18 protein-coding genes, 1 tRNA gene and 2 pseudogenes are annotated in these 23,379 nt (G+C 66.4%); 4 read left to right on the forward strand and 17 right to left on the reverse strand.

Translation table 11 applies throughout. The features are described 5' to 3' along the window. Positions 1–215 precede the first annotated feature (215 nt). Complete coding sequence (locus ASG62_RS14945) at positions 216–1,148, forward strand: ring-cleaving dioxygenase (RefSeq protein ID WP_056691884.1); 933 nt, start codon at positions 216–218, stop codon at positions 1,146–1,148. A 13-nt stretch (positions 1,149–1,161) separates the two neighbouring features. Here the strand turns inward: ASG62_RS14945 and ASG62_RS14950 are convergent. From ASG62_RS14950 to ASG62_RS14980, 8 genes and pseudogenes are all read right to left on the reverse strand, one after another. After that, positions 1,162–1,899 (reverse strand): annotated as a pseudogene (locus ASG62_RS14950) (formyltetrahydrofolate deformylase); the annotation flags it as partial. Position 1,900: 1 nt separating this feature from the next. Continuing rightward, a pseudogene (locus ASG62_RS27600) lies at positions 1,901–2,146 on the reverse strand (ACT domain-containing protein); the annotation flags it as partial. 312 nt (positions 2,147–2,458) lie between these two features. After that, entirely contained in the window at positions 2,459–2,734 is a 276-nt protein-coding gene (locus tag ASG62_RS14955) for an HU family DNA-binding protein (protein WP_056691885.1), read from the reverse strand. A gap of 173 nt (positions 2,735–2,907) precedes the next feature. Further along, positions 2,908–5,328 (reverse strand): endopeptidase La, encoded by a 2,421-nt coding sequence (gene lon / locus ASG62_RS14960; RefSeq protein ID WP_056691890.1) that lies wholly within the window; start codon positions 5,326–5,328, stop codon positions 2,908–2,910. Positions 5,329–5,591: 263 nt separating this feature from the next. Beyond that, positions 5,592–6,860, reverse strand: a complete 1,269-nt coding sequence (clpX, locus tag ASG62_RS14965; protein WP_056505503.1) for an ATP-dependent Clp protease ATP-binding subunit ClpX — start codon at positions 6,858–6,860, stop codon at positions 5,592–5,594. 251 nt (positions 6,861–7,111) lie between these two features. Continuing rightward, positions 7,112–7,747, reverse strand: coding sequence for an ATP-dependent Clp protease proteolytic subunit (locus ASG62_RS14970; protein ID WP_056691892.1), 636 nt, complete (start codon positions 7,745–7,747; stop codon positions 7,112–7,114). Positions 7,748–8,002: 255 nt separating this feature from the next. Next, positions 8,003–9,361 (reverse strand): trigger factor, encoded by a 1,359-nt coding sequence (gene tig, locus ASG62_RS14975; protein WP_056691893.1) that lies wholly within the window; start codon positions 9,359–9,361, stop codon positions 8,003–8,005. 91 nt (positions 9,362–9,452) lie between these two features. Beyond that, positions 9,453–9,536 (reverse strand) — tRNA-Leu (locus ASG62_RS14980). A 365-nt stretch (positions 9,537–9,901) separates the two neighbouring features. Here ASG62_RS14980 and ASG62_RS25620 point away from each other — a divergent pair. Next, positions 9,902–10,045: a DUF1127 domain-containing protein gene (locus ASG62_RS25620; RefSeq protein ID WP_082490872.1), complete on the forward strand. Its 144-nt coding sequence runs from the start codon at positions 9,902–9,904 to the stop codon at positions 10,043–10,045. Between the two features lie 228 nt (positions 10,046–10,273). Next, entirely contained in the window at positions 10,274–11,683 is a 1,410-nt protein-coding gene (trmFO, locus tag ASG62_RS14985) for a methylenetetrahydrofolate--tRNA-(uracil(54)-C(5))-methyltransferase (FADH(2)-oxidizing) TrmFO (RefSeq protein ID WP_056691896.1), read from the forward strand. Here the strand turns inward: trmFO and ASG62_RS14990 are convergent. From ASG62_RS14990 to yajC, 5 genes are all read right to left on the reverse strand, one after another. Next, positions 11,615–13,474 (reverse strand): DUF4153 domain-containing protein, encoded by a 1,860-nt coding sequence (locus ASG62_RS14990; protein ID WP_156382160.1) that lies wholly within the window; start codon positions 13,472–13,474, stop codon positions 11,615–11,617. The two genes, trmFO and ASG62_RS14990, sit on opposite strands and share 69 nt — an antisense overlap. Beyond that, positions 13,471–14,352: a phytoene/squalene synthase family protein gene (locus ASG62_RS14995; protein WP_056691900.1), complete on the reverse strand. Its 882-nt coding sequence runs from the start codon at positions 14,350–14,352 to the stop codon at positions 13,471–13,473. Before ASG62_RS14995 ends, ASG62_RS14990 begins: the two co-directional genes overlap by 4 nt. Beyond that, complete coding sequence (locus ASG62_RS15000) at positions 14,353–14,742, reverse strand: Mth938-like domain-containing protein (protein WP_056691902.1); 390 nt, start codon at positions 14,740–14,742, stop codon at positions 14,353–14,355. A 7-nt stretch (positions 14,743–14,749) separates the two neighbouring features. Then, complete coding sequence (gene secDF / locus ASG62_RS15005) at positions 14,750–17,311, reverse strand: protein translocase subunit SecDF (RefSeq protein WP_056691903.1); 2,562 nt, start codon at positions 17,309–17,311, stop codon at positions 14,750–14,752. A gap of 147 nt (positions 17,312–17,458) precedes the next feature. Then, positions 17,459–17,830 (reverse strand): preprotein translocase subunit YajC, encoded by a 372-nt coding sequence (yajC, locus tag ASG62_RS15010; protein ID WP_056691905.1) that lies wholly within the window; start codon positions 17,828–17,830, stop codon positions 17,459–17,461. A 96-nt stretch (positions 17,831–17,926) separates the two neighbouring features. On the opposite strand from yajC, the gene ASG62_RS15015 reads away from it, so the two are divergent. After that, positions 17,927–18,799 carry an ATP-binding protein gene (locus ASG62_RS15015; RefSeq protein WP_056692222.1) on the forward strand — a complete coding sequence of 291 codons (873 nt, stop codon included), beginning with the start codon at positions 17,927–17,929 and terminating at the stop codon, positions 18,797–18,799. A 122-nt stretch (positions 18,800–18,921) separates the two neighbouring features. Here the strand turns inward: ASG62_RS15015 and ASG62_RS15020 are convergent, their stop codons facing one another. The 4 genes from ASG62_RS15020 to serS form a co-directional block, all read right to left on the reverse strand. Beyond that, a complete protein-coding gene (locus ASG62_RS15020) occupies positions 18,922–20,469 on the reverse strand; it encodes a peptidoglycan DD-metalloendopeptidase family protein (RefSeq protein ID WP_056691908.1) in 1,548 nt (515 codons plus the stop codon). 167 nt (positions 20,470–20,636) lie between these two features. Beyond that, entirely contained in the window at positions 20,637–21,317 is a 681-nt protein-coding gene (locus tag ASG62_RS15025) for a protein-L-isoaspartate(D-aspartate) O-methyltransferase (RefSeq protein WP_056691911.1), read from the reverse strand. A 16-nt stretch (positions 21,318–21,333) separates the two neighbouring features. After that, the gene (gene surE, locus ASG62_RS15030; protein WP_056691914.1) at positions 21,334–22,089 is read right to left on the reverse strand and encodes a 5'/3'-nucleotidase SurE; all 756 of its coding nucleotides are present in this window, start codon (positions 22,087–22,089) and stop codon (positions 21,334–21,336) included. Positions 22,090–22,095: 6 nt separating this feature from the next. Then, positions 22,096–23,379 carry a serine--tRNA ligase gene (gene serS / locus ASG62_RS15035; RefSeq protein WP_056691917.1) on the reverse strand — a complete coding sequence of 428 codons (1,284 nt, stop codon included), beginning with the start codon at positions 23,377–23,379 and terminating at the stop codon, positions 22,096–22,098.

The raw sequence follows: 23,379 nt of genomic DNA on the forward strand, positions 1-23,379 counted from the left end.
CCGTCGAATGGCCCGCATCCGGTAACGCCTTGATCCCGAAACGCCTCAGACTTCGAATCCGAAGTGCTTCTCAGTCCCTTGATCCCGCTGCAGTTCGGCAATGACCGGCTCGTTTGCCCCTTCGACTTGTGGTTTTCGCCGCCGGAGACCACGTTCGGCCGCACAGCGGAGGTCCCTCCTTTGAAAACGGGCTCCACGGGGAAGAGGCAAAGGCCATGAACGGCGCGATCCACCATGTGACGGCGATCTCGGGCGAGGCCCGGCGGACCATCGACTTCTACACGCGCGTCCTCGGCCTCCGGCTCGTGAAGAAGACGGTGGATTTCGACGAACCTTCGATCGGCCATCTCTATTTCGGCAACGCGGCGGGCTCGCCGGGTTCGCTCATCACCTTCTTCCCGATCGAACACGCCGCGGAGGGCCGCCTCGGCGTCGGCGACGTGCAGGAAACGGTCTTCGCCGTGCCGGAAGCCTCGCTCGGCTACTGGACACATCGGTTTCTGGAGAAGAGCGTCGCGAACAAGGGACTGTCCCGCCGCTTCGGCGAGCGGGCGATCGCCTTCAAGGATCTCGACGGGACCGATCTCGCCCTCGTCGGCATGCGCGGCGTCGAAGGCGCGCCCGGTCCCGTCGGCGGCGAGGTGCCGGCCGAGCATGCGATCCGGGGTCTCCACGGCGTCAGCCTGCTTCTCGAGGAGGCGGGGCCGACGGCGCGCATCCTGACGGAGGTCTTCGGCTACGAGGAGGTCGGCGCGGAGGAGACGACGCGGCGCTTCCGGCGGCCCGGCGCGACCTTCGGCGCGGTGGTCGATATCCGCGCCGTCGGCGGCTTCCTCGTGCCGCGACCCGGCCGGGGCTCGGTGCATCACGTCGCCTTCCGCGCCGTGGACGATGCCGCCCAGGCCGCCATGGCGACGAAGGTCGCGGAGGAGCACGAACTGGAGCCGACCGAACCGAAGGACCGGCGCTATTTCCGCTCGGTCTATTTTCGCGAGCCCGGCCATCTTCTCTTCGAGATCGCGACGGACGAGCCGGGCTTTGACGTGGACGAGGCCCCGGATCGTCTCGGCGAGGTGCTGCAGATCCCGCCCTTCCTGGAGGCCCGCCGCGAAGAGATCGCGGCAGACCTTCCCGATCTCGCGGATTGAAGCCGTCGCGCGATCAGCCCATGCGCTCGGAGGCGTATCCGCCGGGGCTGGCGGGGAAGACCACGGTGCGGTTGCCGTTCTGGAAGACGCGGTGGTGGATGTGGGCGTGGATCGCGCGCGACAGGACCTGCGCCTCCACGTCCCGCCCGATCGTCACGTAGTCGGCCGCCGACTGCGCATGGGTGATGCGCGCCACGTCCTGCTCGATGATCGGCCCCTCGTCGAGGTCGGCCGTCACGTAATGGGCGGTCGCCCCGATCAGCTTCACGCCGCGGCCATAGGCCTGCTTGTAGGGATTGGCGCCCTTGAAGCTCGGCAGGAAGGAATGGTGGATGTTGATGATCCGCCCCGACATCTCCTGGCACATGCGGTCCGACAGGACCTGCATGTAGCGCGCCAGCACGATCAGCTCGGCCCGGGTCGAGGTCACGATCTCCATGATCCGCGCCTCGGCCTCGGGCTTGTTGGCCTTGGTCACGGGGATGTGGTGGAAGGGAATGTCGTGGTTCACGACGACCTTCTGATAGTCGAAATGGTTCGACACGACGGCCACGATGTCGATCGGCAGCGCGCCGATCTTCCAGCGGTAGAGAATGTCGTTGAGGCAGTGGCCGAAGCGCGAGACCATGAGGACGACCTTCATCGGCGTCGCGGAATCGTGGAAGGCGTAGGTCATGGCGAAGGGCTCGGCGACCTCGGGGAAGCCCGCTTCCAGCTCGGCGAGCGAAACGCCCTCCTCCGAGACGAGGCCNGGAATCGTGGAAGGCGTAGGTCATGGCGAAGGGCTCGGCGACCTCGGGGAAGCCCGCTTCCAGCTCGGCGAGCGAAACGCCCTCCTCCGAGACGAGGCCGACGCGCATGAAGAAGCCGCCGGTGTCGAGATCGTCGAACTGCGCGCTGTCGACGATGTTGCAGCCCTTGGCCGCGAGATAGGTGGAGATCGCCGCGACGATCCCGCGGGTCGACCGGCAGGTCACGGTGAGAACGAACTGGCTCATCGACAATCCTCAGATGCTACGGCGCCACGGCGGCCGACGAAGCCTTCCCGCGAAGCAAGGGCCAAGGCTGCTCGATCGGCGACATTCAACGGAGATCGGTGACGCATAAGGCGGCAGCGGACACAGCGGACGGCCACCCGGCATGGCGCCGAGCCGCGCGAGCCGAGACGGCCGGACAAAGGAAAAGCCGCCGGACGAAGGTCCAGGCGGCTTCTCCGCAGATCGCGTATCAGCGTGGACAAGGCGTGTCGTATCGGCAGGCGCGCGCGAGGGCGTCCGCCGATCGATGCCTCGGATCAAGCGAAGCGGCGCTTACTTGTTGACGGCGTCCTTCAGACCCTTGCCGGCCGCGAACTTCGGCACGTTGCGGGCCGGGATGTCGACCTCGGCGCCCGTGGACGGGTTGCGGCCCTTCGAGGCGGCGCGATGGCTGACGGAGAACGTGCCGAAGCCGACGAGCCGGATGTCGTCGCCCTTCGCCAGGGTCGTCTCGAGCACGTTGAAAACGGCGTCGACCGCGTCGGTCGCCTGCTGCTTCGAAAGATCGGCCTTTTCGGCGACGGCGGAAACAAGCTCGTTCTTGTTCATCGGACATTCTCCTGACTTGAATTGGAAGCCGCTTGGGACTCGGCGGGACGATGAGCGAGTCGAGCGCATCATTCAAGACAGGAAGTCCCGCAAACCCAACAATTCCGGGCTTTTCATAAAAAATGCCGCCCTTTCGGGCGGCATTTCAGAGTCGAAACGTGCCGATTCGAAGCTCAGTGAGCGATCGCTGCGGCGCCCTCGCCGGCCGTGCCGGTCCCGACGGCGGGCGTCGCGGGCTCGGTCCATTCGATCGGCTCGGGAACGCGCAGGAGGGCGTGCTTGAGCACCTCTCCGATACGCGAGACCGGGATGATCTCGAGATTGTTCTTCACATTGTCCGGGATATCCACCAGATCCTTGGCGTTCTCCTCGGGGATCAGAACCGTCTTGATGCCGCCGCGCAAAGCGGCCAGCAGCTTCTCCTTCAGACCGCCGATCGGGAGCACGCGGCCGCGCAGCGTGATTTCGCCGGTCATGGCGATGTCACGCCGGACGGGGATGCCCGTCATCACCGAGATGATGGCGGTCGCCATGGCAACGCCGGCGGACGGGCCGTCCTTCGGGGTCGCGCCCTCCGGAACGTGGACATGGATGTCCCGCTTGTCGAAGAGCGGCGGCTCGATGCCGAAGTCGATCGCGCGGCTGCGGACATAGGATGCCGCCGCGGAGATGGACTCCTTCATCACGTCCTTCAGATTTCCCGTCACCGTCATCTTGCCCTTGCCGGGCATCATGACGCCTTCGATCGTCAGAAGCTCGCCGCCGACCTCCGTCCAGGCCAGACCCGTGACGATGCCGACCTGATCGTCCGCCTCGGCCTCGCCGTAGCGATACTTCGGCACGCCGAGGAAGTCGGCCAGATTGGCGGCCGTCACCTCGATCGAGGTGGCCTCGCCCTTCAGGATCTTCGTCACGGCCTTTCGCGCCAGCGTCATCAGCTCGCGCTCGAAGCTGCGCACGCCTGCCTCGCGGGTGTAGCGCCGTGCGATCTCCTGCAGAGCGTCCGTCGAGACGGAGAACTCCTCCGGCTTCAGGGCGTGATCCCGGATCGCCTTCGGCAGGAGATGCCGCCGCGCGATCTCGACCTTCTCGTCCTCCGTGTAGCCGGCGATGCGGATGATCTCCATGCGGTCCAGAAGCGGACCGGGGATGTTCATCGTGTTCGCCGTCGTCACAAACATGGTCGAGGAGAGGTCGTACTCGACCTCCAGGTAGTGATCCATGAAGGATGCGTTCTGCTCGGGATCGAGCACCTCCAAGAGAGCCGAAGACGGATCGCCGCGGAAATCCTGGCCCATCTTGTCGATCTCGTCGAGCAGGAAGAGCGGATTGGTCTTCTTGGCCTTCTTCATCGACTGGATGACCTTGCCGGGCATCGAGCCGATATAGGTGCGCCGATGGCCGCGGATCTCGGCCTCGTCGCGCACGCCGCCGAGCGCCATGCGAACGTATTCGCGGCCCGTCGCCCGCGCGATCGACTTGGCGAGCGAGGTCTTGCCGACGCCCGGAGGGCCGACGAGGCAGAGAATGGGCCCCTTCAGCTTGTTCTGGCGGCTCTGGACGGCGAGATACTCGACGATCCGCTCCTTGACCTTGTCGAGCCCGTAATGCTCCTCGTCGAGGATCGCCTCGGCCTTCTTCAGGTCGATGCGGATCTTCGACTTGTTGCCCCAGGGCAGACCGAGCAGCCAATCGAGATAGTTGCGCACGACGGTCGCCTCGGCGGACATCGGGCTCATCTGCTTCAGCTTCTTCAGCTCGGCGGTCGCCTTCTCGCGACCCTCCTTGGAGAGCTTGGTCTTCTTGATCCGATCCTCGATCTCGGCGGCCTCGTCGCGGCCTTCCTCGCCGTCGCCGAGCTCCTTCTGGATCGCCTTCATCTGCTCGTTCAGATAGTATTCGCGCTGGGTCTTCTCCATCTGCCGCTTGACGCGAGAGCGGATGCGCTTCTCCACTTGAAGAACCGAGATTTCGGCCTCCATGAAGGACAGGGCCTTCTCCAGCCGGTCGCGAACCGAGGTCAGGCCGAGCATCTCCTGCTTCTCGCCGATCTTGATGGCGAGATGGGACGCGACCGTGTCGGCGAGCTTGGAATAGTCGTCGATCTGGCCGGCGGCTCCGACGACCTCGGGCGAGATCTTCTTGTTGAGCTTGACGTAGTTCTCGAACTCCGAGACCACCGAACGCGCGAGCGCCTCGATCTCGACCGGGTCCTCCTCGACCTCGTCCACGACCTCGGCCGCCGCCTCGTGCCACTCGACACGATCGGAGAAGGACGAGATGCGGGCGCGCGTCATGCCCTCGACCAGCACCTTGACGGTGCCGTCGGGCAGCTTCAGGAGCTGCAGAACATTGGCGATGGTGCCAAGGTCGTAGATAGCCTCCGGCGAAGGGTCCTCGTCGCTGGCGTTCTTCTGCGTGACGAGCAGGATCTGCTTGTCCGAGCCCATCACCTCCTCGAGCGCCTTGATGGACTTCTCGCGGCCCACGAAGAGCGGCACGATCATGTGCGGAAACACGACGATGTCGCGAAGCGGAAGCACGGGGTAGAGCGTCTCGCTCCCCTCGCCTGCGCCGGGATTGTTCTTCGACATGATTACCCTTTCTGCGACATGCGTCGCCTCAGGCCGTCCGGCGCGGACCTCATGGTCCAAGCATCCGTGCGGGACGCCAACTTGCCATCCCTATGTGGGCCAGCCTGCTTGAGCCTTCAATGATTCAAACGCCAAGCTTTGCCGAACAGGCCCATCTCCCGTCATCATAATGTCGCAGATACGGCAGCCGTCCAGAAAAAAGCCCGCCCCGGCAGGACCGGGACGGGCTCGCGTAAGCTCGATCGCGACGGTCGGTCCCCGCGTCAGGCGCTGACGTTCTCTTTCTCGTCCTTGCGCTCGGCGTAGATGTAGAGCGGACGCGCCTTGCCATCGATGACCTCCTCGGAGATCACGACCTCCTGAACGCCTTCCAGCGTCGGCAGGTCGAACATCGTGTCGAGCAGCATGGACTCCATGATGGAGCGCAGGCCGCGGGCGCCGGTCTTGCGGTCGATCGCCTTGCGCGCGATTGCCTTGAGCGCGTCCTCGTGGAAGGACAGCTCGACATTCTCCATCTCGAACAGGCGCTGATACTGCTTCACCAGCGCGTTCTTCGGCTGGACGAGGATCTGCACGAGAGCCGGCTCGTCGAGATCCTCCAGCGTCGCCAGAACCGGCAGACGGCCGACGAATTCCGGGATCAGACCGAACTTCAGAAGATCCTCCGGCTCCACCTGGCGGAAGAGATCGCCGGTGCGGCGGTCTTCCGGCGAAGAGACGTTCGCCGCGAAGCCGATCGAGGTCTTGCGGCCGCGGTCGGAGATGATCTTGTCGAGGCCCGCGAAGGCGCCGCCGCAGATGAAGAGGATGTTCGCGGTATCGACCTGCAGGAACTCCTGCTGGGGATGCTTGCGGCCACCCTGCGGGGGCACGGAGGCGACCGTGCCTTCCATGATCTTCAGAAGCGCCTGCTGCACGCCCTCGCCCGAAACGTCGCGGGTGATCGAGGGATTGTCCGACTTCCGGCTGATCTTGTCGATCTCGTCGATGTAGACGATGCCGCGCTGGGCGCGCTCGACATTGTAGTCCGCCGACTGGAGCAGCTTGAGGATGATGTTCTCGACGTCCTCGCCGACATAGCCGGCTTCGGTCAGCGTCGTCGCATCCGCCATCGTGAAGGGTACGTCGAGGATGCGGGCCAGCGTCTGGGCGAGCAGCGTCTTGCCGCAGCCGGTCGGCCCCATCAGGAGGATGTTCGACTTCGCCAGCTCGACGTCGTTGTTCTTCGCCGCGTGCGCCAGCCGCTTGTAGTGGTTGTGCACGGCGACCGAGAGGACCTTCTTGGCGAAGGACTGGCCGATCACGTAGTCGTCGAGGACCGCGATGATCTCCTGCGGTGTCGGCACGCCCTCGCGCGACTTCACCATCGAGGATTTGTTCTCCTCGCGGATGATGTCCATGCAGAGTTCGACGCATTCGTCGCAGATGAACACGGTCGGACCCGCGATCAGCTTGCGGACCTCATGCTGGCTCTTTCCGCAGAAAGAGCAGTAGAGCGTATTCTTCGAGTCGCCGCCGCTCACTTTGCTCATCCGATTATCCTTCCGGTCCGGTCCTTCGGAACGCCTCTCGCGTGGGCAAGCGTCCCTTAGACCTCCATGTTATGCCACGCTGCCTTGATTGCAACAGCGGCGCTCAGCGGCTGAAACGCGCCTATGTGACACTTTTTCTCAATTTCGATGCTGCGTCAGGAACCTTGAGCGATCCTGAACGCCGCTCCAAAATTCTTGCCGTCGCCTGCGGCGCCCGGCGATCCGTCGCAGGACCGCCGGGCGCAAGGTCGTCAGGCCGGGTTCAGCGCCGCCTCGAGCTCGTCTCGGTTCGAATAGACCTTGTCGATCAGTCCGAAGGCCTGCGACTCCTCGGCGGTCATGAAATGATCGCGATCGAGGGTCCGCTCGATGGTCTCGAGGTCCTGACCCGTGTGCTTCACGTAGACCTCGTTGAGGCGACGCTTCAGCTTGATGATGTCCTGTGCATGACGCTCGATGTCGGACGCCTGACCGGAGAAGCCGCCCGAGGGCTGGTGCACCATGATGCGGGCGTTCGGCGTGGCGAAGCGCATGTCCTTGTGGCCGGCGCAGAGAAGCAGCGAGCCCATCGAGGCGGCCTGGCCGATGCAGAGCGTCGACACGGCCGGGCGGATGAACTGCATCGTGTCGTAGATCGCCATGCCGCTCGTCACCACGCCGCCCGGCGAGTTGATGTAGAGCGCGATCTCCTTCTTCGGGTTCTCGGCCTCGAGGAAGAGCAGCTGCGCGCAGACGAGCGTCGCGATCCCGTCCTCGATCGGGCCGGTGATGAAGATGACCCGCTCTTTCAGAAGCCGCGAGAAGATGTCGTAGGCGCGCTCGCCGCGGTTCGTCTGCTCGACGACCATCGGGACGAGGTTCATCGCTCTTTCCACGGGATGGATCATGGGGTCTCTCTCAACTGCTGGGGTGGCGGGCGCCGAACCGGCGCCCCTCTTACGAATCATGAGGCGGGAGTCTTCGCCGTAGATAGGACCGCCCCCCATGTCGATGCAAGGGAGCGAAACCCTTCCGACCACGATGGGGTGAACGAGAGGTGACGCTCTCCCGCCTCGCGAAAGGCTTCGGCAAGGAATAGGGCCGCCGCAACGAAAAAGGCCGGCGCTGAGGCCGGCCTTCGATGGTCGTGTCGGACGATGCGATCAGGCGGTGAGAACCGCGTCCTCGTCGTCTTCCTTCATCAGCTCTTCCTTGCTGACCGTCTTGTCCGTCACCTCGACCTCGTTGAGGAGGTGGTCGACGACCTTCTCCTCGTAGATCGGCGCGCGCAGGCTGGCGACGGCCTCGGGATTGGAGCGGAAGAACTCGTAGATCTGCTGCTCCTGGCCGGGATAGCGGCGGACCTGCTCGAACACGGCGCGCTGAAGCTCCTCGTCCGTGATCTGGACGCCGGCCTTCTCGCCGATCTCGGACAGGACGAGGCCGAGACGGACGCGACGCTCGGCGAGGCGGCGATACTCGTCGCGCGCCTTCTCCTCGGTCGTCTCCTCGTCCTCGAAGCTCTTGCCGTTCTGCTCGAGCTCGTTCGTCACCTGCTTCCAGATGTTGCCGAACTCGGCTTCGACGAGCTTCTCGGGCAGCTCGAAGCTGTACTCGGTGTCGAGCGCGTCGAGAAGCTGGCGCTTGACCTTCTGACGGGTCGCCATGCCGTACTGGCTCTCGATCTGCTCGCGGACGACCGTGCGCAGGCGCTCGATCGATTCCAGGCCGAGCTTCTTGGCCAGCTCGTCGTCCAGCTCCAGGCTCGTCGGCTTGGAGATCGACTTCACGACGACGTCGAAGACGGCTTCCTTACCGGCCAGATGGGCGGCGCTGTAGTCTTCTGGGAAGGTGACCGTCACGGCCTTCTCGTCGCCGATCGAGGCGCCGACCAGCTGGTCCTCGAAGCCGGGAATGAAGGTGTTCGAGCCGAGAACGAGGCTCGACTCCTCGGAGGAGCCGCCCTCGAAGGCCTCGCCGTCGATCTTGCCGACGAAGCTCATGGTGAGCTTGTCGCCCTCTTCGGACGCGCCGTCCTTCGGCTCGTATTCGCGAGCGTTCTCGGCGATGCGCTTGACCTGCTCCTCGACCTCTTCGTCCGGGATCTCGACGATCGGACGCTCGATCTTGATGCCGCTCGTCTCCTTCAGCTCGAAGGAGGGCAGCGTCTCGTAGGACACGGTGAAGCGGAAGTCCTGCTTGCCGTTCAGCACCTTCTCGGCTTCGCCCTCGTCTTCCGACATGGCGACCTCGGGCTGCATGGCGGAGCGCTCCTTGCGGTCGGCGATGACCGACCGGGGCGTCTCGTTGACGATCTGGTTGACGATCTCGGCCATCATGGAGCGGCCGTACATCTTGCGCAGATGGGCGAGCGGCACCTTGCCGGGGCGGAAACCCTTGAGCTTGGCCTGACCGGACGCTTCGTGAAGCTTGGTCTGAAGCCGCGCTTCGAGATCCGACGCCGGAACGACGATCTCGATCTCGCGCTTGAGGCCCTCGGCCTTGGTTTCCGTAACCTGCATGTCAGAACCTTCGATCTCTTGCGACCGGCGGGCCGCTGGGGTCCGTCCGATCCATCCGCCACTATCAATGCTCGTCGATCAGCCCAGCGCATGGTGCGGGTGGAGGGACTCGAACCCCCACGCTTTCGGCGCTAGAACCTAAATCTAGTGCGTCTACCAATTCCGCCACACCCGCGACACGCCAGAGCGGGTCGAGCCCCAAGCGCGCGCCTCCATATCACCGGGTCCCTGGAGATTAAAGCGCTAATTGGCCGGAGTTCCCGCGCGCGCCGTCCGATCGGCCGACGGCCTCGTCCTGCGGCCGGCCCGAGGGAAGGTTAAAGCGGCGTGAACGCGGCATGAAAGATTCGTGACGGATCGAAACGCCCATCGCCCGCAAGCCCTGCATTTCCCGGCTTCGGCGCTTCATGCTGCGATGCACAATATGCAACGCTGCCATGCAGGATGCGCGCTGGTGGCAGGGCTCGGTCGACCGTACATTCCAAACACCGAAGCGAACAACTGAACCAACCGCTTCAATCGATTTAACTGGGTGTTAAAATGAACATCGTCCGCTCCTACAGCAACTGGCGCCGCTACCGCGAGACCGTTTCGGAGCTGAACCGCCTTTCGCAGCGCGAACTCTCCGATCTCGGTATCGCGCGCACCGACATCCCCTCGATCGCCCGTCAGTCGATCGGCTAACCGATACAGAGCTTCGCGAAGGTCCGTCTCCTCCCAGGACCCGAGCGGATAGAAGTCTGCGGACTCCTCCTCCCACCGCAGACTTTCCAAACGACACCCGCCGGTCCTCCCCCGGCGGGTGTTGTCGTTTCAGGACCCTGATTCGAGCGTCATCCGCAGTTCTCCGGCCGAGATCGCCCGGAGACGGTCCGACGTTTCCTCGCGCCGGCGCGGGTGGTAGACAGGGCCATGCAAAACACACCTCTCCACATCGTCGGCGGCGGTCTCGCCGGTTCGGAAGCGGCTTTTCAGGCGGCGGAAGCGGGCTGCCCGGTCGTTCTCCACGAGATGCGCGGCGTGCGCGGCACCGAGGCGCACAAGACCGACCGGCTCGCCGAGCTCGTCTGCTCCAACTCCTTCCGCTCCGACGACGCCGAGACCAACGCGGTCGGCCTGCTCCATGCCGAGATGCGGCTCGCCGGCTCGCTGATTCTGCGCTGCGCCGATGCGAACCAGGTTCCGGCCGGCGGCGCATTGGCGGTCGATCGCGACGGGTTCGCCGCCAGCGTTTCGCAGGCGATCGAGGCGCATCCGCTGATCGAGATCCGGCGCGAGGAGATCGAGGGGCTGCCGCCCGCCGAATGGGGCCCGACCATCGTCGCGACCGGCCCGCTGACCGCGCCCGCACTCGCCGAGGCGATCCGGGCGGAGACCGGGGAAGACGCCCTCGCCTTCTTCGACGCGATCGCTCCGATCGTCCACACCCATTCCATCGACATGTCGAAGGCCTGGTTCCAGTCGCGCTACGACAAGGTCGGGCCAGGCGGCACGGGCAAGGACTACATCAACTGTCCGCTCGACCGCGCGCAGTACGAAGCCTTCGTCGCCGGGCTCGTGGCCGGCGAGAAGACCGCGTTCAAGGATTTCGAGAAGACTCCGTATTTCGACGGATGCCTGCCGATCGAGGTGATGGCCGAGCGCGGTCCCGAGACGCTGCGGCATGGGCCGATGAAGCCGATGGGCCTGACCAACGCGCACCAGCCGGACATCAAGGCCTATGCCGTGGTCCAGCTGCGGCAGGACAATGCGCTGGGCACGCTCTACAACATGGTCGGCTTCCAGACGAAGCTGAAATATGCCGAGCAGGCCGCCCTCTTCCGCACGATTCCCGGGCTGGAAGAGGCCGAGTTCGCGCGTCTCGGCGGCCTCCACCGCAACACCTATCTCGACTCCCCTCGCCTTCTCGACGGCGTTCTGCGGCTGAAGTCCCGGCCGGCGCTCCGCTTCGCCGGCCAGATCACCGGCTGCGAGGGCTATGTCGAATCCGCCGCAATCGGTCTTCTGGCGGGACGCTTCGCCGTTGCCGAGGCCTTGGGCGGCACCGCCCTGCCCCCGCCGCCGACAACCGCCATGGGCGCGCTGCTCAGCCACATCACGGGCGGGCATCTCATCGCGGAGGAAGAGAGCGGCAAGCGCTCCTTCCAGCCGATGAACGTCAATTTCGGCCTGTTTCCGCCGGTCTCGGCGCCGAAGGTGGAGGGCGTTCGGATGCGCGGGCGCGAGAAGGTGATCCATCGCCGCAAGGCGATGTCAGCGCGGGCCCTCGCCGATTGCGCCGTCTGGCTCGGCGAGGCCGGCTTCCGGGTCGCCGCCGAATAGGGCGGCACCCGGCCAGTCCTGGCGGCGCAGTAGGATCGTCGCCGTCAGGCTCGTCGGCTCGTCGCCGCGCGCGAGGACCAGCGACTGAACGACGAGCCGGGCGACACGGCCCGACGTGCTGGTCAGTCGTACATCGACGGGCCGATTCGTTTCCGATGCCTCGTTGCCGAACGCCGCGGCTGGAACGGCTTCGATGATCGGGCGAAGCTGAAACCGATCCTCGATGTCGCCGACGGCGAGAACGAGATCGGCGCCATCCAGAAACGCGCCGAAACCCTCCGGCGGCTCATCTTTCGTGCGGCCGGGCGAGGCCGTGCGGGCGGGAAGCAAGGCGTCGTAGCCCGTCACCACGAGCGGCGGCTGTGCGCTGGCGTAGAACATGCGGGCATCGGCTGCGTCGGCGCTCCGTTCGATCCTGGCACCGAGCGCATCCGCGACGAGAGCCTGCGCACGACTGGAGGCTCCGAAGGCCTCGCCGCTCAGATCGTCGGTGATCTGCGACGTAACGGCAAGCCGCCGAGCCTCGGGCAGAAGCGAAACGGCGCGAGCGAGTTCGTCGACGTCCGCCAGCGCTCCGATGCGGCTCTGCGCCTGCGCGCCTGCGCCGTCACGAATCGTGACGGTTTCGCCCGACACCGTCACGAGCGCACTCAAGCGGTCCGCCTGGCTCCGCCCGACCGTGTCGCCGACGCCGAGAGGACCCAAGGAGGACAGCGCCAGCAGAACCAGCGGAACGCCGGCGACAAGGCGGATGCGGGCTCTCGTGGCGGGGATGATCTGGGCGACGAGGATGAGGGCGGCGGCGAGCGCGCCAAGGGCCAGATAGTAGCGCTCGAGCGTCCAGCCCTCCGGCCCCACGCGCTCGGCTACGGCGATCGTGAGCAGGCCGAGCGGAACGACCAGCATGGCGGCCCAGACACGCGCGAAGATCCGGGCGAAGAAGCGTCCCGTCGCCAGAAAGGGTTCGGCGCCGATGCGCAGCGACAGGACGAGCAGAGCGAAGGAGGTGACGATCCAGCCGACCTCGTTCGCCGGCAGCGCGCCGAGCGTCAGGATCTTCGCGGCATAGAGGTGCAGGACCACGGCGCTGACGAGCGCGAGGGGCGCGGCGACCCAGTCGAAGAGAAGCCGGACACCCCCGGCCATCCGATCCTCCCCCGTCGAGGCGATCGTCTCGTCGAAGTCGGAGGGGATGCGTCCGAGCGCGATGAGCGGCCCGACGAGCGTCAGGGCCGTCGTGTACATATGCTCGTAGGCGCGCGAACCGAGGCCGACATCGAAGAGGAACCGTACCATTTCCAGGATGGCGGAAACCCCGAGCGTGAAGAGCAGGACCGACAGGAAGGCGAGCACGATCCCGACGCCCGTCCAAAGCGTGAAGGTCCAGAACTGCCGGTCGCCGGGGCGCGCGACATAGGGCGCGAGCGGGACGGCGAGGCTGATGGCGGCGACGAGCGCGGGAGCGAAGATGCCGAGCGGCAGGGCGTAGCGGACGGCGCCGCCGATGACGAGAGCGGCGGCCAGCGAGGCCGCCTGCGCCACGACCAGCGCCGCGCCCCGAGCCTCCATCAGGAGCTTTCCCACGACCGAGGCAGCGGCCCCGGAATAGACCGCGGCGATCCACCAGCCGAGCGTCTCCGGCGAAACGAGCCTGACATCCGCGACCTCGGCATTGGCGAGCGCGGAGAAGGCGATGACGAGAAGGGTCGCGACCGGAAAGCGCGTCGATGCCAGTTCCGCTCCGCGAGCGAGGGAGCGGGCGATGCGGCGGGCCGCGGTTCCGGCGCTCAAATCACCGCCCTTGCCCGGCGCATGGCCCGCCAATAGGTCCAGCTTCGGCGGAACGGACCGATCGCGGCGGATGCGTTCTCGTCGCCGGCGCCCCTCGCTTCGATCCGGTCGAGATAGATCGGCGTCAACTCCGCCGGCAGGAAGGCCGGGCGCAGCGTGGCGGGCAGCGCGGCGCTGGCGGCGCGATAGGCGGCGACATGGCCTCTGGCATAGGCGACCATCGCCTGAACGGCGCGGGCGCTGGGCGCTGCATCGCCGGCAAGGAGTGCCTCGCGCGTGCAGCCGGAGGCTTCGAGAATGTCGGCGGGGATGAAGACCTGCCCGCGCCGCCGATGGATCGGCAGGAGCCGCAGCACGCCAGCGGCCAGCTGCGCGACACCCGCGTGACCTGCGGCATCAGAGGCTTGGCGCGCCGCGCTCTCATCCAGAATCAAGCAGGCGAGCGTGATCAGGGTCGACGCCGTGCCGCCGGCATAGGCCTCGAAATCGGCGCGCGAGGGCATGGGGTCGTCGTAGAGATCGAAGATGCGCTGTTCGAGAAACCGGTCGAAGGCGGCAAAGGGCAGCGCATGCGTGCGCATCGCCTGCGTCAGCGCTTCGGCGACGGGATGACCGCCGGATGATGCGCCTTCAGCTGCAGCCGCCGCCTCCAGCGTGTCGCGCCACCACTGAAGCCGTATCTCGCCCGGCAGTGGCTGGCTGATCTGGTCGCGAACGCGCGCGGTCTCGATGTTGAACGCATAGAGCGCGGTCAGCGCCTCGCGCCGATCGGCCGGCGCGAAAGCAAGCGAAACGGCCCGGTCGGGATCTTCCCGCCGAACGAGATCGGCGGCGATCTCGGCGGAGGACAGCGGCGGCTTCGATGCGTCCGCTGCCATTCAGTCGATCGCGACCAGCGCGGCGGCAACCGGCCGGCTTTCCGCCAGCATGACGTTGAAGGTGCGCACGGCTGCGCCCGTCGACATCGGGTCGGCGGAAAGGCCGGCCTTGCGCAGGCGGTCGGCGAGCGCGGGCGGCAGACGGCGGATATCGGGCCCGGTGCCGAAGAGAAGGAAGCGGAAGTCGTCCATCTCCTCGAACACCTTCAAGAGACGATCGCCGCCGAACGGATCCTCGATCGTGGCCTCCCAGCCGTAGATGCCGGAGGGAAGGCAGAGGATCGAGCCGCGATGCGACATGCCGGCGAAGCGGAAGCCGCCATTGCCGTAGGCCTCGATGGGCGCCCGGCCCGGAAAATGCGCCTGCCGGATCTCGATACCCTTGGCCATGTCCCGATCAGGCCTTTGGCGAGACGGCTGTCGCCGTCCCTGCCGCCTTGCCCGCGACCGGCTTGTCGAGTGCCGCCCGCAGGTTGAAGTAGACGAGGATCGGCCCGGCCACGAAGATCGAGGAGTAGATGCCGACGAGAATGCCGAAGAGCATCGGCGCCACGAAGGTCCGGATCACGTCTCCGCCGAAGAGGAAGAGCGCGAACATGGCGAGCACCGTCGTCGCGGCCGTCAGAATCGTGCGGCCGAGCGTTTCGTTGATCGACAGGTTGATCAGGTCCGTCAGGGGCATCTTCTTGTATTTGCGCAGGTTCTCGCGGATGCGATCGAACACGACGACCGTGTCGTTCAGCGAGTAGCCGACGATCGTCAGAAGCGCCGCGATGGTCGAGAGGTTGAACTCGACGCGGGTAACGACGAGGAAGCCGACCGCCATGATGACGTCGTGCAGGGTCGCGACGATCGCGGCCAAGGCGAACTGCCACTCGAAGCGGAACCAGATATAGAGGAAGATCAGCGCCATCGAGCCGAGGAGGCCGAAGGCCGCCGCATAGGCGAGTTCGTTCGATACGGTCGGTCCGACGACCTCGGTGCGCTGGAAGTCGTACTGGTCCTGAAGCTGGGTGCGGACCTTGTTCAGCGCTTCCTGCTGGGCCAGCTCGCCGCCCGGCTGCGCGGCGAAGCGGACGAGCGCATCCTGCGGCGAGCCGAATTCCTGAACCTGAACCTCGCCCTCCAGAAGGGGCTGCAGCTCTTCGCGCAGGGCGCCGACATCGGCCGCCTCGCCCTTCGACTTCAGCTCGATGACGGTGCCGCCGGTAAAATCGATGCCGAGATTGAGGCCGAAGCCGGCGACGCCGACGATGGCGAGAAGCGACAGGGCGGCCGTCGTGCCGAAGGCGATCCGGCGGATGCGCATGAAGCCGAAGGTCGTGCCGTCCGGAACGAGACGGACGAAACCGTGCGGGACCTCTTTCGGACGCCGGCGCTTGTACCAGAAGGCCACCATCCAGCGCGTCAGCGTCAGGGCCGTGAAGATCGTCGTCAGAATGCCGATGGCGAGCGTGACGGCGAAGCCTTTGACCGGGCCGGAACCCAGCAGAAACAGGGCGGCCGCTGCGATCAGGGTCGTGACGTTCGCGTCCATGATCGTCGCGAGCGCCTTGTGGAAGCCGGCATCCAGCGATTTCACGACTGTCTGCCCGAGCCGCCGCTCCTCTCGGATACGCTCGTAGATCAGGACGTTGGAATCGACCGCCATGCCCATGGTGAGCACGATGCCGGCGATACCGGGCAGCGTCAGCGTCGAGCCGAGCACGGAGAGAAGCGCGATCATCAGAACGACGTTCACGAGCAGCGCGATATTGGCGAGGAGCCCGAGGAAGCCGTAGGTCGCGAACATGAAGCCGACGACGAGAATGGCGCCGATGACGCCGGCGAGCTGACCCGCCGCGACCGAATCGGCACCGAGGCCCGGTCCGACCGTGCGCTCCTCGATGATATCGAGCGTCGCCGGCAGGGCACCGGCGCGCAGAAGAACGGCGAGATCGTTAGCGCTCTCGACGGTGAAGTTGCCTGAAATCTGCGCCTGACCGCCGAGAATGGGCTCGTTGATGTTCGGGGCGGAGAGAACGACGTTGTCGAGGACGATGGCGAAGGGCTTGCCGACGTTCTGCTGCGTGACCTGGCCGAAGCGCTGCGCGCCCCGCGCATCGAAGCTGATGTTCACGACCGGCTGATTGTTCTGGCTCTGGAAGCCGGCGCTGGCGCCGTTCAGGTTCTCGCCCGAGATCATGACTTCGCGCTGTACGAGTACGGGGCGCGGCGGCTGGTCGTTGGTGTAGAGCAGCTCGGTTCCGGCCGGCGGGCGGCCGCCGCGAACGGCTTCTTCCGCGGACGCCGTCGTATCGACGAGGCGGAAGGTCAGCTGCGCGGTCTGATCGAGAAGCGCCTTGAGGCGCTGAGGGTCCTGAAGACCGGGCACCTGGACCATGATGCGGTCCGAGCCCTGGCGCTGGATCAGCGGCTCTGTCGTGCCGAGTTCATCGACGCGTCGGCGGACGACCTCGACCGACTGCTGCGAGGCCGAGGACAGGCGATACTCGATGCCGGCATCGGTCAGCGTCAGGCGCAGCGTTCCGGGGCGCGGCTCGCTGATCGTGACCTCGTTGACCGATGTGCCGGAGAGAAGATTGCTCGAGACGGACTGGGCCAGCGGCTGGAGAGCGGTGCGGGCGGCTGCAAGCTGGGCGGGATCGCGGATCGTGACGTCGATGACGCTGCCCGTGTCGCCGAGGCCGGTGAAGCCGATGCGGGCGGTGCGGAGCGCCTGCCGCGCATCGGCGCGGACGCTCTGGAGCCGCGCGTTGACGAGCGACTGCCGATCGACCTGGAGCAGGATGTAGGAGCCGCCCTGGAGGTCGAGACCCAGCGTCATCGGCTGCTTGGGCATGAAGCCCGGCATCTGGTCGAGATACTTCTGGGGAATGACGTTCGGTGCCGCGAAGAGGAAGCCGACGACGACGGCGAGCCAAATCAGGATCGTCTTCCAACGCGCGAAGTGAAGCATGGTCGTTCCGAATCCCGAGCGCTCGCGGCGTCAACGCCTCGCGAGGCCTCTTCTCAATGTCGAATACGCGAAGGCGCCGGCCGAGCCATGGCCCCGCCGAGCGCGTCCGCGCATGCGCTTCTACGTCTCACATCGCCCAAAAGGCGACTATTTCGTGTTCGCGGCCAGAGGCTCGCCCTTGACGCGAACGTCCGTCACGGTCGCCTGGAGCACGCGCACGCGCACCTGCTCGGCGATCTGCACTTCGAGCTCGCCATTGTCCAAAACCTTCGTGACCTTGGCGATGACGCCGCCGCCGGTGACGACGGTGTCGCCGCGGCGAATGTTCTTCAGCATGTCCGTGCGCTGCTTCATCTGCTGGCGCTGCGGGCGGATGATGAGGAAATACATGATCGCGAAGACCGCGACGAAGGGCAGGATCGAGATCAGGATCTCGTTCGCGCCGCCGAAAAGCCCGCCTGCTCCGGCTCCGGGAGCGACCGTGGTCTGAGCTTGCGCGAACGCCTGCGAAACGAACATCCAAAAATCCTTCGATGACGGAGGCTTCCAGTGCCCCCTTTACGGGTTGCGCGGAATATACGAACGGTTCCAGCGAATGCAACGGGGATGCTGGACATGGATGGAGCGGCGATCGCAGGGCTGGAGCGCCTTCTGGAGCGGATTGCGACGAGCCTGGAGCGTCTGGCGCCGCAGCCGGTCGAAGCGCCCGACCTTTCCAGCGCCGACTGTTTCGTCTTCGAGCCTCCGGCGCGCCTCAATCCCGTGCCGCATGTGAACCGCGTGGATATCGGCCTTCTCAAGGGTATCGACCGGTCGCGGGATATCCTTTCGGAAAACACGGCGCGATTCGCCGCCGGCTTTCCCGCCAACAACGCGCTCCTTTGGGGCGCGCGCGGCATGGGCAAATCCTCGCTGGTGAAGGCGGTTCACGCGGAGGCGAATGCCTCGCTCGGCGAAGGCGCCCTGCCCCTGAAGCTCATCGAGATCCACCGCGAGGACATCGAGGCCCTCCCGGGTCTGATGGGGTTCCTGAAGGCCTCGCCCTTCCGCACCCTCCTCTTCTGCGACGACCTCTCCTTCGACGCGGGCGACGCCTCCTACAAGTCGCTGAAGGCGGCGCTGGACGGGGGTGTCGAGGGGCGGCCGGAGAACGTTCTCTTCTACGCGACCTCCAACCGCCGCCATCTCCTGCCGCGCGACATGATCGAGAACGAGAGCTCGACGGCGATCAATCCGGCCGAGGCGGTCGAGGAGAAGGTCTCGCTGTCCGACCGATTCGGGCTCTGGCTCGGCTTCCACAAATGCAGCCAGGACGACTATCTCGCGATGATCGACGGCTATCTCGCCGCGCATGCGATCGAGGTCGATCCGGCGGAACTGCGCCGGGACGCGTTGGAATGGTCGACCACGCGCGGCAGCCGATCAGGCCGCGTCGCCTTCCAGTTCGTGCAGGACCTCGCGGGGCGGCTGGGCCGGACGCTCACCTGAATGCGCCGACGCCCGACCCTCGCGAGAGAGGAGCCGGGCGTCGTATCATAGGGTCTGGAGGCCCCTATGTCGGGATGGTCCGTCGAAGGACCTGACGACCTCGCCGAAGCGGGTCGGTCGGCTTACTTCAGAAACTTCATCGGATCGACCGGGGCGGAGTCCTTGCGGACCTCGAAATGGACCTGCGGGGTCTCGGTGTCGCCGGTCATGCCGGCGGTGGCGATCTCCTGGCCGCGCTTGACGGTCGCGCCGCGCTTCACCTTCAGATCGTCGGCATGCCCGTAGACCGTGACGAGGCCGTTGGCATGCTTGACGAGGACGGTGTTGCCGAACTCCTTCAGGCCGTCGCCGGCATAGATGACCACGCCGTTCTCGGCGGCCTTGATCGGCGTGCCGCGCGGCACGGAGATGTCGAGACCGTCGTTGCGACGGGCGCCCGCCTTCTCGCCGAAGCGCTTGACGACGCGGCCCTGCACCGGCCAGCGGAACTGATCGATGCCCGTGCCGGTCGGCGCGGTGGACGCGACCTCGGTCTCCACCTCCTCCTGCACCGTGGAGGTCGGAGCGGCCGGCGGGGCGGCGACCTCGGCCGCTTTCGGCTCGGGCGCGGGTTCCACCTTCGCGGCTTCGACCTTGGCGGGCTTCAGCTCCGCCGCGGGCTTGGCGGCCGTCTCAGCCGCGTGCGGCGCCTCGTAGGGCTTCGGCTCGGCCTTGGCGACCGGCGCGGGCTGGACCTTGGCCGGCTTCTCAGCCACGGGCTTGGCGTCCGTCATGGTCGGGCGGGTTTCGAGCGAGGCCACGCGCTTGGCGGGCGTCGCACCCGACGGGAGGACGAGCTTCTGGCCGATGCGGATGTTGTCGTCGGTGAGCCCGTTCGCCTCGCGCAGGGCCGCAGCCGAGACGCCGTTGCGCCGGGCGAGGCCGAGAACCGAATCGCCGGATTCGACGACGACCGATCCACCCTTCGATGCCGTCCGCGACGGAGCGGCGGGGATCTGCGCCGAGGCGCTGCCGGGTGCGCGCAGGTTGCTCGGCGGCGCGCCGAGCGTCCGGCCGTTCGGCGCCGTGGCAGCGGAGGCGATCTGCGTGGAGGCGCCGCCGCCGTACGAATAGGTCGGGATCGCGATCTCCTGGCCCGGCTGGGCATCCGAGGCGGAGCGCAGGCCGTTGACCGCGAGGATCGCCTTGGCGGGCACGCCGTAGCGATCGGCGAGCGTGTCGATCGTCTCGCCGCTGCGCAGGGCGACGCGGTTGCCGGTGTCGCTCCAGCCGGCCTTGGCCGAGCGCGCCGGGGCGGCAGGCGCCGTCGTCATCGGCTCGGCGGAGGCGACCGGCATGGGCTCGGCCATGCGGGCGGGTGCCGCCATCGCCGGCTGCGCGCCGCCGGGAGGCGGCAGCATGCTGCGCTCGACGGAAGCCGTGCGGGTCACGGGCGCCTGGCTGTAGCCTCCGCCCTGCCCGTACATGGGCTGGCTGGCGGCGCCGGCATTGCCGAGACCGCCGGGGCGGACGGAACCGGTGTTCAACTGGTCGACATTGCCGGCGACGCCGGCCTGCGGAATGGGTTTGGGCACGGAGCCCGTGTAGAAGCCGTCGTCGAAGCGCGACATGTCGGCGCTGCAGCCGGCCGCGAGGCCGGCCACCGCCAAGAGCGCAGCAGAGCGAACCAAACGAACTCGGAAGGATTTCAGCACACCCATACGCATCGAAGTCCCCATGCGACCGAAGAAGATCATGAGAGACATTCAAGCGTGTTAAACTTACTGCCCGGTTAAACAGCCGTCAGGAAAATGGATTTTCGTTCATCATGTCGCGCGATGAGGCCTTTTTCCGAGCCTCAGAGCACGGCTGCCACACCGAAGGACAGCGGCTGGTAACGGACGGGGCCGAAATCTTCCCGCTCGAGCCGGCTTCCGACCTTTAGGAGCCGCACGAGGCTCTGCGCTCCCGTGGCCGGCCCCAGCGCGCAGACGATCTGCCCATGCTGGGCGAGCTGCTCCAGAAAGATGCGCGGCAACGTCTCCATCGCGGCGTGAACGATGATCCGGTCGTAGGGCGCGGCGTCCTTGTAGCCTTCCCGGCCATCCTCATGAACGAAGGCGACGTTCGTGAGGCCGAGACCGCGCAGGCGCTCCTCGGCGGCGCCGATGAGGGTCTTGTAGCGCTCCAGCGTCGTGACGCGGCTGCCGAGCCTGGCAAGCAGCGCGGTCACGTAGCCCGTGCCCGTGCCGACCTCCAGAATACGGCTGGTCGGCTCGACACCGAGCAGATGGACGAGCTTGGCCGCGTGCAGAGCGCCGTGCATGGCCTCGCCGCAGTCGATCGGCAGCGTGCGGTCGCCATAGGCCTCGCGAATGCCGCCGCGTAGGAAGAGACGACGCGGCACGGCTTCGAGCGCCTCGATCAGGCGGCCTTGCGTGATCTGCGCGGACCGCAGGCGCAGGATGAAGGATGCGAAGTCCTCGCGATCACGCGGGTTCCAGGCCGAGGGGACGGAAAGCGGCACTGCCGACGGCATGGAAACCTCCGGCTTTTCAGGAAAAGACCGACTGCATCGACGCGCGAAGCGCGTGATGCGTCAGATCGAGGTGGAGCGGCGTAACGGAGATGCGGCCGGCGAGCACCGCGCCGAGGTCCGAACCTTCCATCTCCGGCCCGGCCTGCCGGCCGAAGTTCAGCCAGTAATAGGGAAAGCCCCGCCCGTCGCGCCGCTCGTCGAAGCCGAGATTGTAGTCGAGCTTGCCCTGCCGCGTGACCTCGATCCCGGTGACAGCATCGGGGGCGACCGGGGGGAAGTTCACATTGAAGAGCACGCCCTTCGGCCGCTCGACCGAGAGAAGTTTGCGCACCACGTCCGGCCCGTGGCGCTCCGCCGTTTCCCAGATGGGCTCCCGCGGGCCGTTCGGCTTGTAGGCCTGACTGAGGGCGATGGAGGTGATGCCGAGCATCGTCCCTTCCATCGCGCCGGCGACGGTGCCGGAATAGCTGACGTCGTCGCAGATGTTCTGGCCGGCATTGACGCCGGACAGGATGAGATCAGGCGCCGCCGGCAGGAGACGCTTCAGGCCCATGATGACGCAGTCGGTCGGCGTGCCCGACAGCGCGAAGCGCTTCTCCTCGATCTGCCGCAGCCGCAGCGGCGAGGAGAGCGTCAACGAATGCGACAGGCCGCTCTGGTCGGTCTCCGGCGCCACGATCCAGACGTCGTCGGACAGAGCCCGCGCGATCGATTCGAGGATGCCGAGTCCCGGCGCGTGGATACCGTCGTCATTCGTCAGGAGGATGCGCATGGAAGATCAGGCCGCCTTTTCGATCCGGGTCAGCCCGCCCATGTAGGGCACCAGAACGTCCGGCACCGTCACGCTGCCATCCTCGTTCTGATAATTTTCCAGAACGGCGATCAGGCAACGGCCGACGGCGACGCCGGAACCGTTCAGCGTATGGACGAAACGCGTCTGCTTCTCGCCCGCCACCTTGTAGCGCGCGCTCATCCGCCGCGCCTGGAAATCGCCGCAGACCGAGCAGCTCGAAATCTCGCGATAGGCGTTCTGACCGGGCAGCCAGACCTCGATGTCGTGCGTCTTCTGGGCCGAAAAGCCCATGTCCCCCGTGCAGAGAACGACCGTGCGATAGGCAAGGCCAAGCCGCTGCAGCACGGTCTCGGCGGCCGCCGTCATGCGATCGTGCTCGGCCAGCGACTGGTCCGCCGAGGTGATCGACACCATCTCGACCTTCGAGAACTGATGCTGGCGCAGCATGCCGCGCGTGTCGCGGCCCGCCGAGCCCGCCTCCGAGCGGAAGCAGGGCGTCAGAGCTGTGAAGCGCAGGGGCAGAGCCGCCTCGTCGAGGGTCGTCTCGCGGGCGAGATTGGTCAGCGGCACTTCCGAGGTCGGAATGAGCCAGCGACCGTCCGTCGTGCGGAACAGGTCTTCGGAAAACTTGGGAAGCTGGGCCGTGCCGAAGACCGCCTCGTCCTTCACGAGCATGGGCGCGACGACCTCCTGGTAGCCGTGCTCGCCCGTGTGAAGATCGAGCATGAACTGCCCGAGCGCGCGGTCGAGCCGCGCGAGCGCGCCCTTCAGGATCGTGAAGCGCGAACCGGCGATCTTGCCCGCCTGATCGAAATCCATGAGCCCGAGGGCCTCGCCGATATCGAAATGCTCCCTCGGCGCGAAGGGGAAGCTCTTCGGCGCGCCGAAGGTGCGGATCTCGACATTGCCGGTCTCGTCGGGGCCGACGGGCACCTCGGCGAGCGGCACGTTGGGAATGCCGGCCAGGAGATCGGCGATCGTCTGGTCGAGACGGCGCTCGGTCTCCTCGCCCGCCTGGATCTCGGCCTTGATCTCTGCGACCTCGGCGATGACGGCCTCGGCCCGCGCGGCGTCGCCGCTGCTCTTGGCCTTGCCGATTTCCTTGGAGGCGTCGTTGCGGCGGCTCTGAAGGTCCTGCAGCCGCTTCAGATGCGCGCGGCGCTCCTCGTCGAGGCTGAGAATCTCAGCCGACGTGAAGGCGGCGCTTCGACGGGCCATCGCCTCGTCGAACGAAGCCGGATTGTCGCGTATCCATTTGATATCGAGCAT

The sequence above is a fragment of the Aureimonas sp. Leaf427 genome (assembly GCF_001425485.1).
In the GTDB taxonomy this organism is placed as follows: domain Bacteria; phylum Pseudomonadota; class Alphaproteobacteria; order Rhizobiales; family Rhizobiaceae; genus Plantimonas.

Coding starts and splice junctions, on each gene's coding strand:
- ASG62_RS14945 (WP_056691884.1), top strand. CDS start 216: ATGAACGGCGCGATCCACCATGTGACGGCGATCTCGGGCGAGGCCCGG.
- ASG62_RS14955 (WP_056691885.1), bottom strand. CDS start 2,734: ATGAACAAGAACGAGCTTGTTTCCGCCGTCGCCGAAAAGGCCGATCTT.
- lon (WP_056691890.1), bottom strand. CDS start 5,328: ATGTCGAAGAACAATCCCGGCGCAGGCGAGGGGAGCGAGACGCTCTAC.
- clpX (WP_056505503.1), bottom strand. CDS start 6,860: ATGAGCAAAGTGAGCGGCGGCGACTCGAAGAATACGCTCTACTGCTCT.
- ASG62_RS14970 (WP_056691892.1), bottom strand. CDS start 7,747: ATGATCCATCCCGTGGAAAGAGCGATGAACCTCGTCCCGATGGTCGTC.
- tig (WP_056691893.1), bottom strand. CDS start 9,361: ATGCAGGTTACGGAAACCAAGGCCGAGGGCCTCAAGCGCGAGATCGAG.
- ASG62_RS25620 (WP_082490872.1), top strand. CDS start 9,902: ATGAACATCGTCCGCTCCTACAGCAACTGGCGCCGCTACCGCGAGACC.
- trmFO (WP_056691896.1), top strand. CDS start 10,274: ATGCAAAACACACCTCTCCACATCGTCGGCGGCGGTCTCGCCGGTTCG.
- ASG62_RS14995 (WP_056691900.1), bottom strand. CDS start 14,352: ATGGCAGCGGACGCATCGAAGCCGCCGCTGTCCTCCGCCGAGATCGCC.
- ASG62_RS15000 (WP_056691902.1), bottom strand. CDS start 14,742: ATGGCCAAGGGTATCGAGATCCGGCAGGCGCATTTTCCGGGCCGGGCG.
- secDF (WP_056691903.1), bottom strand. CDS start 17,311: ATGCTTCACTTCGCGCGTTGGAAGACGATCCTGATTTGGCTCGCCGTC.
- yajC (WP_056691905.1), bottom strand. CDS start 17,830: ATGTTCGTTTCGCAGGCGTTCGCGCAAGCTCAGACCACGGTCGCTCCC.
- ASG62_RS15015 (WP_056692222.1), top strand. CDS start 17,927: ATGGATGGAGCGGCGATCGCAGGGCTGGAGCGCCTTCTGGAGCGGATT.
- ASG62_RS15025 (WP_056691911.1), bottom strand. CDS start 21,317: ATGCCGTCGGCAGTGCCGCTTTCCGTCCCCTCGGCCTGGAACCCGCGT.
- surE (WP_056691914.1), bottom strand. CDS start 22,089: ATGCGCATCCTCCTGACGAATGACGACGGTATCCACGCGCCGGGACTC.
- serS (WP_056691917.1), bottom strand. CDS start 23,379: ATGCTCGATATCAAATGGATACGCGACAATCCGGCTTCGTTCGACGAG.